Consider the following 11,084-nt stretch of genomic DNA (forward strand, 5'->3'; position numbering starts at 1 on the left):
TTCCATGGATGCGTCCTCGTTTGCCGTGGGGCGGTGCCGTAGCGGCACCGTGGCCGCAGCCTAGCGCCCGAAGTCGGTGAAATCCATGAAACCCTCGCCTGGGAGGACTTCCTCTAGGCTCTCCACCATTTGTCGAGGTTGGTGGCGGGAACGGTCCGCTTATGTCGCGAGAGAACGAAGCGCCGTTCGATCGACAGCGCGGCGGCCTCGTCGATTTCGCGGCCCTCGAGGTAGTCGTCGATCTGCGCGTAGGTCAGTCCCAGTTCGTCCTCGTCGGTACGCTGCGGCTGGCCGTCCAGCAGGTCCGCGGTGGGAGCCTTGGCCCAGAGCAGCTCTGGGGCGTCCAACTCGCGCAACAGGGCCTGGTTCTGCCGCTTGTTCAGCCCGGCCAGCGGCAGCAGGTCTGCGCCTCCGTCGCCGAACTTCGTGAAGAACCCGGTCACGGACTCCGCCGCATGGTCGGTGCCGATGACCAGCATGCCGCGGTCCCCGGCCACCGCGTACTGGACGATCATCCGCATGCGGGCCTTGGCGTTGCCTCGGTTGAAATCGCTGATCGCAGGATGCCCGGCATCGGCCAGGGCTTCATCCAGTCCCGCCACGGGCTTGGAGATATTGACCTCGAACTCCTGGTCGGCGGCGACGAACTGCATGGCCGCCGCGGCATCCGCCGCATCATGCTGGACCCCGTGGGGCAGGCGGACGGCGATGAATTCGGCGGTGCCGCCGGCTTCGCGCACTTCCTGGACGGCAAGCTGAGCCAGGCGTCCGGCGAGCGTGGAATCGATGCCGCCGGAAATGCCCAGCACGAAACCCTTCGCGCCGGTCGCGGCGAGGTAGTCTTTCAAGAAGTCGACTCGGGATCGCACTTCCTCGGCCGGGTTGATGGAAGCCTTGACGCCCAGCTCTTCAATGATTGCTGCTTGAAGTTCACGCATGTAACTAATCCTAGGTATATCGGAGGCAGGATGCGGTCGTAACTGCGGAAGGGCGGCGAAACTTAACGAGTTCTCAACATTCGCCGCAGCTCCTAGCTTTCTTCGGCGTCCGGGTCCCATCCGAGGTTGCGCGCCATCTTCTCCAGCGTGGCGACCACTGCAGCGTATTCCGAGCCGTCGAGATCCTGTCCCGACTGCGTCCGGATCTTCTCGATCAGTTCGCTGAGCTTCATCAACGAGACGTGGCCGCGGTCGGTGATGGAGAACTCGCCCTCGTCGTGCGAAATCCATCCAGACTCCACCAATTCCATGAGGTGCTCGGAGACCGACGTCGGTTCGTCGGGCGACGCGAAGAATGGCGAAAGTCCGGCGGTCAGTTCCGGCTCGGTGGCGGGTTGCTGTTCCAGGAGATTCAGCACCTGCCATTGCCGGCGTGTCACGCCATGCTCTTCCAGCGTCGCAGCAAACTGCTCGTCAATCAGCGAATCCACCAATTTCAACCAGTAACCCAAGGGGCGTGTAGCGTTCATGGGATCAGCCTAGCGAGGATGCCGACTAGAATCGAGGGTATGAGCGAAACCAGCGCCCGCGGGCGGCTAAAAGAACTGATCCAGGAATTTGCCATTGTGCGTGGCAAGGTCATCCTCTCCTCTGGCAAGGAAGCCGATTACTATATCGACCTTCGCCGGGTCACCCTGCAGCAGGAAGCTTCAGGTCTGGTCGGCCAGGTCATGCTTGATCTTCTGGATGAAGCCGGTCTGGAGTTCACCAACGTGGGCGGGCTGACCATGGGCGCTGACCCGGTGGGCACCGCCATCATGCACACTGCGCGCGAAAAGAACCGCGCCATCGACGCTTTCGTGGTGCGTAAGGCGCAGAAGTCCTACGGCATGGGCCGTCAGGTTGAAGGCCCGAGCGTTGAGGGCCGCAACGTCATCGTGCTGGAGGACACCTCCACCACCGGCGGCTCCGCGCTGACCGCGGTCGAGGGTGTCCGCAAGGCTGGCGGCAACGTCATCGCCGTGGCCGTTATCGTGGATCGCGACACCGGTGCCAAGGAGCGCATCGAGGAAGAGGCCGGCGTGCCTTACCTCTTCGCCTACGGCAAGGACGAGCTGGGTCTGTAGTCTGTAGCTTTCCCGTCACTCTCTTCGACCGCAAGGGCTGGGCGAACCTCAAGGTTCGCCCAGCCCTTGCGGATTTTCCCGACCCTGAATTCCGTCAACTTTGATTGACTTGCAACATGCCGTCAACTAAAGTTGACCCCATGGATGAGGGGATTCGAACAGCCATCGACTCCGAGGACCACGGAGGTCCCTTGGCGGAGCTTCGGCGTCTGACCGAGGGGCAGCGGGAACTGGCCCGGGCGCAAACCGCCGAGGTGCGCCGGGCGCGCGCCAACGGGTATTCCTGGCAAGCCATCGCATCTGCCCTGGAGATTTCGAAGCAGGCGGCGCACAAGAAGTACGGCCGGGTCTAATGGAGCAACCGGCCGTGGGGCTGCCCGGCTGGTTCAAGCAAAGCGAAGCGCTACGGCGTCCGCCGACGCAGGGTCAACGATCCGACCAGCAGGGCGCCGAGAATCCACGCGCCGATGACCAGAAGGCTGGCCCAGGTGCCGCTGTCCTCGGTGCCCGCAGCGACATCGCCCAGCGCGTCGATGGCATGCGACAGCGGCAGCCAATCGCCGATGACCTCCAGCGTCCCCGGCAGCTGCTCGCGTGGCAGGATCAGCCCGGACAGCAGGAACTGTGGAAAGATCAGCAGCGGCATGAACTGGACGACCTGGAATTCGGTGCGGGCGAAGGCGCTGGCCATCAATCCCAGACTGGTTCCGAGCAGGGCATCCAGCGCCGCCACGCTGAAAAGCAGCACCAGGCTTCCGGAGATCTGCAGCCCCAGTACCAGAAGGGCGAACGAGACCGCGATGACGGTCTGCAGCACCGCAACCAAGGTGAACGCCAGCGCATAGCCGAAGATGAACTCGCCCTTGGCCAGCGGCATGCTGAGCAGCCGCTCCAAGGTGCCGCTGCGCCGTTCGCGCAGCGTCGCGATGCTGGTCACCAGAAACATCACGACAAATGGGAACAGCGCGATCATCGCCGGGCCGATGCGCTGGAACACCTCGGTATCGGTGAAAATCCAGGCCATCAAGCCGATCAATAGGCTGGGGACTACCAGCATCAACGCGATGGTGCGCGGGTCGTGCCGGATCTGGGTCAGGACCCGGGCCGCGGTGGCCGCGGTTCGTTTCACGATCCCTCTCCTTCCGCCCGGTGCCGTGCGGTGGACGGGTCGCGCGGTGGCGCGGACCCCAGTCCGCCGGAGGCGATGAGCCTGAGGAATGCGTCTTCCGGGTCGCTGGCGCCGGTGCGCCTGAGCAGTTCGCCGGGGGAGAGCTGGGCCAGCAGCTTTCCGTTGCGCAACAGCAGCATTTCATCGCAGCGCATGGCCTCGTCCATGACGTGGCTGGAAACCAACAGGCAGATTCCGGTCTTCGCCAGCTTGGCGAACAGGGCCCAGAGCTCCGCGCGAAGTACCGGATCCAGCCCGACCGTCGGCTCGTCGAGGATGACGATGTCAGGAGACCCGAGCAGCGCGATGGCAAGGGATACGCGGTTGCGCTGCCCGCCGGATAAGTCCAGCGCCAGCCGCTTGGCCTGGTCCTGCAGGTCGGTGGCTTCGATGACTCGGGTGGCTTCGGCATCTGGCAGGCCGAGGACCTTGGCGAAATAGGCGACGTTTTGCTGCACCGTCAGGTCGTCGTAGACGCTGGCAGCCTGCGTCATGTAGCCGACCCTATGCCGCAGGGACTTGTGCCCGGCCGGCTGCCCCAGGACGGTGACCGTGCCGCCGGCGGTGATCTGGTTGCCCACGATGCTGCGCAGCAGCGTGCTCTTGCCGCTGCCGCTGGGCCCCAGCAACCCGACGATGCGGCCCGGGGCCAGCTCGCAGTCGATGTCCTGGAGAACCAGCGATTTGCCTCTCTTGACGCTCAACCGCTGGACCTGGATGCATGCAGTCTTGTTGGTCACACAATGAATTAGAGACCCCTGCCGTGGCAGGGTCAATGCTTGGCGGCGAATTGCCGCCCCGGCGGCCTCGGGAACGGATCAACGGCGCTTGGCCCACAGTCCGACGACCAGCACCAGGTAGACCAGCACGATGAAGCCGAACAGCTTGTGCTCGCCCCACACCACGGTGTTGCTCATGGAGCAGTGCAGTTCCGCCCCGGCGCCGAGGCATGAGCGCATCGCGTAGTTCACGGCGATCAGCAGCGTCAGGCCCAGATAGAGTCCCACGGCGATGAGCACGAACTTCCAGACCCGCCGCCGGGAACGATAGTTCTCCATGGCACCTAGTATCCGCCAGTGTTCCGTCCCTGCCTAGGGTGTTGGTGCGACAAAGAAAAATGCCCCGGCAGCCGGTTCAACGGCTGCCGGGGCATGGGAAACTAGGCTACTTGGAAGCGGCCTTGGTTTCGGCCGGATTGGCGTCGGACGGGACGCGCCCCTTGACGAGTTCGGCATGCAGGTTGGCAACCGACGGGTACTGCAGGTCGGGGCGGAACGGGAAGGTGTCCATGTCCTCGCGCGCGGTGATTCCCGAGTAGACCAGCGCGGTCAGCAGGCCTGCTTCCATGCCCGCGACGATGTCGGTGTCCATGCGGTCGCCGATCATGGCAGTGGTCTCCGAGTGCGCGTCGATCCTGTTCAAAGCCGAGCGGAACATCATCGGATTCGGCTTGCCCACCACATACGGATCGCGGTTCGTCGCCCGGGTGATCAGCGCGGCAATCGCGCCGGTGGCCGGGAGGCTGCCCTCGGCAGATGGGCCGGTGGCATCCGGGTTGGTGGCGATGAACTTCGCGCCGCCCTCGATCAGGCGGATGGCCTTGGTGATGGCCTCGAAGGAATAGGTGCGGGTTTCGCCGAGCACCACGTAATCGGGGTTCTGGTCGGTCATGATGAACCCGGCGTCGTGCAGGGCCGTGGTCAATCCCGCCTCGCCGATCACGAAGGTGCGTCCGCCCGGGCGCTGGCGCGCCAGGAACTCGGCGGTGGCCATGGCGGAGGTCCAGATGTTCTCCTCCGGCACGTCCAGCCCGGAGGCCAGCAGGCGGGCGCGCAGGTCGCGCGGCGTGTAGATGGAGTTGTTCGTCAGCACCAGAAAGCGCAGGTTGTTCTCGCGCCAGTACTGCAAGAGCTCCGAGGCGCCCTTGAGTGCGTGGTTTTCGTGGACCAGGACGCCGTCCATGTCGGTCAGCCAGCATTCGATATCGTGGACGGTGCGTGCGGCGCGGTTACTGAGGGTCACGAGGTGTCATTCCTCCATTGGCAGTAGGTGGCGGGAGCTATCTGCGCTGAAAGTTTCCCTGTAACCCAAAGCCTACACAGCATCCGCGGGAGGTGCAGTGAACGGCGGCACTCCCGCGACCTACTACCCTTAAATGTGTGAGCCACGAAGTGAACGAAGCAACCGAGAACACCGCCGAGCACGTCATCGGCGTAGGGCCCTGGGAAGGCGAGCTGCCGCAGGACGAAAAATATGATCCGCAGCTGCTGGCCGAAGGCGACCGCCGCAACGTCGCCGACAAATACCGCTACTGGACCATGGATGCGATCATCGCCGACCTCGACGAGCGCCGCCACGACTTCCACATCGCCATCGAGAACTGGCAGCACGACATGAACATCGGCACCGTGGTCCGCTCCGCCAACGCCTTCTTGGCCAAGGAAGTCCACATCATTGGACGCCGCCGCTGGAACCGCCGCGGCGCCATGGTCACCGACCGCTACCAGCACGTGCGCCACCACGCCACGGTCGAGGAATTTGTCGCCTGGGCCGAAGCTGAAGGGCTGACCATCCTGGGCATCGACATCTTCCCGGATTCGGTGCCGCTGGAAACCTACGACATCCCGCGCAATTGCGTCCTGGTGTTCGGCCAGGAAGGGCCGGGATTGAGCCCGGAAGTCCACGCCGCGGCAAAGGACACGCTGTCCATCGAGCAGTTCGGCTCCACCCGGTCGATCAACGCGGCCTCGGCCGCAGGCATCGCGATGCATGCTTGGATCCGCCGCCACGTCTTCGGGCAAAAAGTAGGTTAACAAGGAATTTATTAATAAGCTCTTTAGTCGAGCATCTGGATTAGTTGCCATTGAACCCCTAGGCTTGGAAACGATATGAATTTGTGATCCGGGGGGATTAATCCGTGCGTCGACGTCATCAGGTGAACCATGACCTTCTGCTGCCCGGGCTTCCCCGACGCAAAAAACCGGTGGTGATCTGGGGGATATCGACTGCCGCAGCACTGACGCTGTCCAGCGCCGTGGCGATTCCCCTGGTGGCCCAGTCGGCTGATCCGCGCAACGGCGACATCCCTGTCGCCATCAACGCGTTATCCGAGCCCGGGCTGTATAACGATCCGATCCTCGTTAGCCAGGACGCCCCGCTTCATGCATTCGGCGGCTCCGGCAAGGAGCTGGCCATCGACGGACGCCCGCTGGGCATGCTGGCCGGCGCCGACGAATCCCCGGTAGATGAGCAGTCCGAATCGGAGGAGAACTCCACGCTGCTCGCCGGCGAGGTGGGCCAGGTCGGCGAACTCCCCGGCGGCCTGCAGCTGATGCACCCGGTCACAACCCGCCGTATCTCCAGCCCCTACGGCTGGCGGTCGAACCCTACCGGCGCCGGCAACCAGATCCATATCGGCCAGGACTACCCGATCGCCTGCGGCTCCCCGGTGTATGCCGCCGAGGCGGGGACCGTGACGGTGTCCGGCTGGGCGGGGCACTCCGGCATGCGCGTGAGCATCGACCACGGCAGCGACGTGCAGACCGGCTACAGCCACAATTCAAAACTCATCGCCTCGGTGGGCCAGGAGGTCAAGCAGGGCGAGCTGATCGCCCTGTCGGGAACCACCGGCAACTCCACCGGATGCCATGTGCACTTCGAGGTCATCGTGGACGGCCGCTGGCACGATCCGCGCAACTACCTGCCGATCATCCCGGGCCAGGGCCAGGCGATGATCGATTCCTCGCGCCTGACAGTTAATGCCAACAGCGCGCCGAAGGGCGATGGCGGCAAGACGCCGGTGCGCGACGAATCCGATCTGAGCACCGATCCGGATGTCGTGGTGCCGAAGGATGACACCCCGGTGGTCCCCAAGCCGAAGCCCGGTGCCAAGCCCAAGCCTTCGCAGTCCCAGAAGCCCGCGCCGTCGCCGAGCCAGACCCAACGCCCGGGATCCTCGGCTCCAGACTCCGAATCGCCAAGCGCCAAGCCCTCGCCAAGCACTGCGCCGTCCGAATCCGAATCCGAGTCGCCCAGCGGATCGGCGAAGCCCACCGGCGAGGCGACGCCGCCAACCGAAGCCCCCTCGACCGGACCGGCCCCGAGCAAGAAGCCAACCTCGGCGCCAACCCAAAAGCCGGGCTCGCAGAGCCCGTCCGGGTGCGGCTCCGGCGCCGCCGAGTCGAGCTAGCCCGCGATGCAGCCGGGGCAGGGGCAGAAGTTGGCGTGTCACGAAGACAGATTTAGGTCTGCCGGCCCCTGCAAACCGATAGGATGGACACGAACTGCCGTCGACGGCGACGCGTGAACCCCGCCAATCCTCACAGGAGTGAAGCATGCCTATCGCAACCCCCGATAAGTACAATGCAATGATCGATGCCGCCAAGGCTGGCGGCTACGCCTTCCCAGCGGTGAATGTCACCAGCTCGCAGACCTTGAATGCCGCCATCCGCGGTTTCGCCGAAGCCGAATCCGACGGCATCATCCAGGTTTCCACCGGCGGCGCCGCCTACTGGTCCGGCGCCTCGGTTAAGGACATGGTTGCCGGCTCGCTGGGCTTCGCAGCCTTCGCCCGCCAGGTCGCCAAGAACTACGGCGTGAACATCGCGCTGCACACCGACCACTGCCCTGCAGACAAGCTCGACGGCTTCGTGCTGCCGCTGCTGGCCGCCTCGGAGGCAGAGGTCGCCGCCGGCCGCGACCCGTTCTTCAACTCGCACATGTGGGACGGATCGGCCGAGACCCTGGAAGAGAACCTGCGCATCGCAGCCCAGCTGCTGCCGCGCACCGCCGCCGCCAAGCAGATCCTCGAAGTTGAGATAGGCGCCGTGGGCGGCGAAGAGGACGGCGTGGAGAACGCCATCAATGACAAGCTGTACTCCACCGTCGAGGATGCGCTGGCCACCATCGACGCCCTGGGCGCCGGCGAAAAGGGCCGCTACATCACCGCTTTGACCTTCGGCAACGTCCACGGCGTCTACAAGCCGGGCAACGTGAAGCTGCGTCCGGAGCTGCTCAAGGACATCCAGGACAAGGTCGGCGCCAAGATCGGCAAGGCCAACCCGTTCGACCTGGTCTTCCACGGCGGCTCGGGCTCCACCGACCAGGAAATCGCCGACGCGGTGTCCTATGGCGTGATCAAGATGAACATCGACACCGACACGCAGTACGCCTTCACCCGACCGGTGGCTGGCCACATGTTCGCCAACTACGACGGCGTGCTGAAGGTCGACGGCGAGATCGGCAACAAGAAGACCTACGACCCGCGCGTCTGGGGCGCCAAGGCCGAAGAATCCATGGCCGCCCGCATCGTGGAAGCCGCCCGCCAGCTGGGCTCGGCAGGAAAGAGCCTGAAGTAGCCATGGTCGGAGAGAACCTGCTGGGCATCCCGGCCACGCTGCTGCCGGAGGAAACCGACGTGCTCGCCCGCCTTGAGGCCGGCGACGAAGCGGTGGATCTGGCTGCGAAGTTCCCGTCGTCCTCCCTGGTGTGGGCGCTGCTGGCCGACGAAGCACACGCCGAAGGCCGCACCGTGGAATCCTACGCGTACGCCCGCGTGGGCTACCACCGCGGCCTTGACGCGCTGCGCAAGGCCGGTTGGCGCGGACAGGGTCCGGTGCCATGGAGCCATGAGCCGAACCGCGGCTTCCTGCGCTCGCTGTACGCGCTGGGCCGCGCGGCCGCAGCCATCGGCGAAGCCGAGGAAGTCGAGCGGATCGGGAAGTTCCTGAACGATTCGGATCCGAGCGCCCGGGCGGCCATCGAGGCCAAGTAGCCCGAGAAGCAGCATCCTCGCATCATTGCCCGGGCCGGTCCCGCATCGGCCCGGGCAATCGTGCGCTTCGACGCGTCCGTAAACGGGCAGGGGAGAAACCATGAGCAACGTGCAGCCGGGCCAGGCGCTGGGCGCCTCCTACAGTTTTGTCGAGCCGCTGGGCTCCGGGGCCGTTGGCGAGGTCTGGCGGGTCCGCCCCCACGATCCGGGCGCGGACCTGGCCGCCAAGATCCTGCGCGAGGAGCACGCGCAGGACGCCGGGCTGGTCGAACGGTTCGTGCGGGAACGCTCGGTGCTGCTGGCGCTGCGCCACCCGAACATCGTGGCGGTGCGTGACCTGGTGGTCGATGGGGGCCGGCTGGCCATCGTGATGGACCTGGTCCCCGGCGGCTCGGTGCGCGAGTGGCTGCTCGAGGTGGGCACCCTGCCGCCGTCCCAGGCGCTGGAACTTGCCGCCCAGATGCTGGACGCGCTCGCCGCGGCGCACGCGGCGGGCACCACCCACCGGGACATCAAGCCTGACAACGTGCTGCTGGCCGCCCCCGGGGATGCTGCCGGCAACGTGCGGGTCTCTGACTTCGGCATCGCCTCGGTGATGTCCGGGCAATCCCGGCGGACCACCGAGATCATGGGCACCCCGGCATACATGCCCCCGGAACTGACCAGCCGGGGCGAGGCCGGACCGGCCGGGGATGTCTACTCCGCGGGCATCATGCTCTACGAGCTGCTGTCCGGGCGCACCCCCTTCGCCGGGTCCGGCACCGACTTCACGATCGCCTTCCGCCACGTCAGCGTCATGCCGCCGCGGATTGACGTACCGGGCCCACTCTGGGACGCGCTGGCCGCCATGCTGCACAAGGACCCCACGGCTCGCCCGGCCGCCGCCGAGGCCGCAACCACCCTGCGCGCGCTGGCCGTCGCACACGCCTCCCTGCCGGCGCTGCCGCCGGTGGTGGACCCGGAACACTTCGAGGACCTGCAACGTCCGGCCACCGTGCTGCGCGGAATCCAGCAGGCCGACCCCGAGCCCACCGACGCCGCCGCCGCGGTTGGACAGCTGACCTCGCCAGAGGCGCCCGATCTGGGGACCAGCGCCCGGCACACGGTCTTCCGTCAGCGCCGCAGCGACCTGCCGACCCCCGCGGCACCACCCACCGAGGCCACGGAGAACGCCGGGAACAGACGGCGCCCAAGCTGGCTCAACGCCAAGTCCCTGGGCCTGCTGGCCGCCGCGGTGGTGCTACTGGCCGCCGTCATCGCCGGCAGCATCGCGCTGTTCGGACGCACCGAACCGCAGGCCGTCCCAGCCCCGGATGCCACCGCCAGCTGGCAGGGCCAGGCTACACCAAGTGGGCTGGCCACCGCACGCTCGGTACGCTACGACGCGCAGGCCAAGCAGGTGCACCTTGAATTCACGTATTCGGCACAGAAGGCCCCGTTGACCGGGCCGTTCCTGGAGGTGCTGCCGGCGGCACCAGGTACCTCGGGCTGCCCGGCGGTGGACTTCAGCCAGGCGCAGGGCGAACGCAACCAGCCCAGTCTCACCGGGATTTCGGTCGAGTGCGGGTGGAACCTGTCAGGGATCAGCATCCCGGCTCGCGGCCAGGTGACAGTCCAGGCCACGCTGCCGCTGGCGCTGAGCGGGGATGACGCGCTGGATCAATGGCTGCAGCAGGCCGCGGCCGCCACCGAGCAGGCGCTCGCCGACGATCGGGTCGAGGGCTCGGCCTACCCGGCGCAGCGGTTGCAGGACATCGTGGTGCAGACTCCCGCCCGCACGGTCAGCGGCACCACGCTGCCGGTGACCCTGGTACCGGTGTGGCCCGCGGGCCCGGACGTGCTCAGCCCGCTGTATGCCAGCCCCGCCACCGGCAAGCCCTCGGCGACGTTGCGCTCGATTGCCGGCGGCGAGGCAGGGGTGCGCTTCTCCGACGCCTGCTCCGGGGCGGTGGCCGTCTCCGGGGACGGGCTGGTGGTCACCGCGCTGTCGGTGACCCCGCAGTGCACGCTGCGCGCTTCGGTGGGCAACTTCACCGACCTGGCCAGCGAGCCGTTCGGCATCACCACCCGGCAGTAGC

At 66.2% G+C, this 11,084-nt stretch carries 13 protein-coding genes; 7 read left to right on the plus strand and 6 right to left on the minus strand.

From position 1 onward, the window contains the following. Positions 1–113 precede the first annotated feature (113 nt). Together nadE and RF641_RS12020 are read right to left on the minus strand one after the other, a co-directional pair. On the minus strand, positions 114–938 hold the full coding sequence (gene nadE / locus RF641_RS12015) for an ammonia-dependent NAD(+) synthetase (protein WP_053797191.1): 825 nt from the start codon (positions 936–938) through the stop codon (positions 114–116). 92 nt (positions 939–1,030) lie between these two features. Then, a complete protein-coding gene (locus RF641_RS12020) occupies positions 1,031–1,468 on the minus strand; it encodes a MarR family winged helix-turn-helix transcriptional regulator (RefSeq protein WP_047118172.1) in 438 nt (145 codons plus the stop codon). Between the two features lie 39 nt (positions 1,469–1,507). Between RF641_RS12020 and pyrE the strand changes: the two genes are divergently transcribed. Next, entirely contained in the window at positions 1,508–2,065 is a 558-nt protein-coding gene (pyrE, locus tag RF641_RS12025) for an orotate phosphoribosyltransferase (RefSeq protein WP_181728131.1), read from the plus strand. 140 nt (positions 2,066–2,205) lie between these two features. Next, entirely contained in the window at positions 2,206–2,418 is a 213-nt protein-coding gene (locus tag RF641_RS12030) for a hypothetical protein (RefSeq protein ID WP_053797192.1), read from the plus strand. Positions 2,419–2,468: 50 nt separating this feature from the next. Here RF641_RS12030 and RF641_RS12035 read toward each other — a convergent pair whose 3' ends face one another. The 4 genes from RF641_RS12035 to RF641_RS12050 form a co-directional block, all read right to left on the minus strand. Continuing rightward, entirely contained in the window at positions 2,469–3,194 is a 726-nt protein-coding gene (locus tag RF641_RS12035) for an ABC transporter permease (RefSeq protein ID WP_161449994.1), read from the minus strand. Then, on the minus strand, positions 3,191–3,973 hold the full coding sequence (locus RF641_RS12040) for an ABC transporter ATP-binding protein (RefSeq protein ID WP_368733750.1): 783 nt from the start codon (positions 3,971–3,973) through the stop codon (positions 3,191–3,193). The genes RF641_RS12035 and RF641_RS12040 overlap by 4 nt, the downstream gene beginning before the upstream one ends. A gap of 78 nt (positions 3,974–4,051) precedes the next feature. Next, on the minus strand, positions 4,052–4,291 hold the full coding sequence (locus tag RF641_RS12045; RefSeq protein WP_113607562.1) for a hypothetical protein: 240 nt from the start codon (positions 4,289–4,291) through the stop codon (positions 4,052–4,054). Positions 4,292–4,397: 106 nt separating this feature from the next. Continuing rightward, the gene (locus RF641_RS12050; protein WP_113607713.1) at positions 4,398–5,195 is read right to left on the minus strand and encodes an HAD-IIA family hydrolase; all 798 of its coding nucleotides are present in this window, start codon (positions 5,193–5,195) and stop codon (positions 4,398–4,400) included. A 197-nt stretch (positions 5,196–5,392) separates the two neighbouring features. Here RF641_RS12050 and RF641_RS12055 point away from each other — a divergent pair, with 197 nt between their 5' ends. From RF641_RS12055 to RF641_RS12075, 5 genes are all read left to right on the plus strand, one after another. After that, a complete protein-coding gene (locus tag RF641_RS12055; RefSeq protein WP_082123777.1) occupies positions 5,393–6,046 on the plus strand; it encodes a TrmH family RNA methyltransferase in 654 nt (217 codons plus the stop codon). Positions 6,047–6,168: 122 nt separating this feature from the next. Then, the gene (locus tag RF641_RS12060; RefSeq protein WP_424573272.1) at positions 6,169–7,422 is read left to right on the plus strand and encodes a peptidoglycan DD-metalloendopeptidase family protein; all 1,254 of its coding nucleotides are present in this window, start codon (positions 6,169–6,171) and stop codon (positions 7,420–7,422) included. A gap of 145 nt (positions 7,423–7,567) precedes the next feature. Beyond that, entirely contained in the window at positions 7,568–8,590 is a 1,023-nt protein-coding gene (gene fbaA, locus RF641_RS12065; RefSeq protein ID WP_047118166.1) for a class II fructose-bisphosphate aldolase, read from the plus strand. A gap of 2 nt (positions 8,591–8,592) precedes the next feature. After that, positions 8,593–9,006, plus strand: coding sequence for a DUF3151 domain-containing protein (locus tag RF641_RS12070; protein ID WP_053797195.1), 414 nt, complete (start codon positions 8,593–8,595; stop codon positions 9,004–9,006). Between the two features lie 100 nt (positions 9,007–9,106). Further along, positions 9,107–11,083, plus strand: coding sequence for a serine/threonine-protein kinase (locus RF641_RS12075; protein ID WP_424573273.1), 1,977 nt, complete (start codon positions 9,107–9,109; stop codon positions 11,081–11,083). Position 11,084 lies beyond the last annotated feature (1 nt).

Source organism: Arthrobacter sp. 'calajunan' (assembly GCF_046940185.1).
GTDB lineage: Bacteria > Actinomycetota > Actinomycetes > Actinomycetales > Micrococcaceae > Glutamicibacter > Glutamicibacter soli.

Coding starts and splice junctions, on each gene's coding strand:
- RF641_RS12070 (WP_053797195.1), top strand. CDS start 8,593: ATGGTCGGAGAGAACCTGCTGGGCATCCCGGCCACGCTGCTGCCGGAG.
- RF641_RS12020 (WP_047118172.1), bottom strand. CDS start 1,468: ATGAACGCTACACGCCCCTTGGGTTACTGGTTGAAATTGGTGGATTCG.
- nadE (WP_053797191.1), bottom strand. CDS start 938: ATGCGTGAACTTCAAGCAGCAATCATTGAAGAGCTGGGCGTCAAGGCT.
- RF641_RS12045 (WP_113607562.1), bottom strand. CDS start 4,291: ATGGAGAACTATCGTTCCCGGCGGCGGGTCTGGAAGTTCGTGCTCATC.
- RF641_RS12030 (WP_053797192.1), top strand. CDS start 2,206: ATGGATGAGGGGATTCGAACAGCCATCGACTCCGAGGACCACGGAGGT.
- RF641_RS12075 (WP_424573273.1), top strand. CDS start 9,107: ATGAGCAACGTGCAGCCGGGCCAGGCGCTGGGCGCCTCCTACAGTTTT.
- pyrE (WP_181728131.1), top strand. CDS start 1,508: ATGAGCGAAACCAGCGCCCGCGGGCGGCTAAAAGAACTGATCCAGGAA.
- fbaA (WP_047118166.1), top strand. CDS start 7,568: ATGCCTATCGCAACCCCCGATAAGTACAATGCAATGATCGATGCCGCC.
- RF641_RS12050 (WP_113607713.1), bottom strand. CDS start 5,195: ATGGACGGCGTCCTGGTCCACGAAAACCACGCACTCAAGGGCGCCTCG.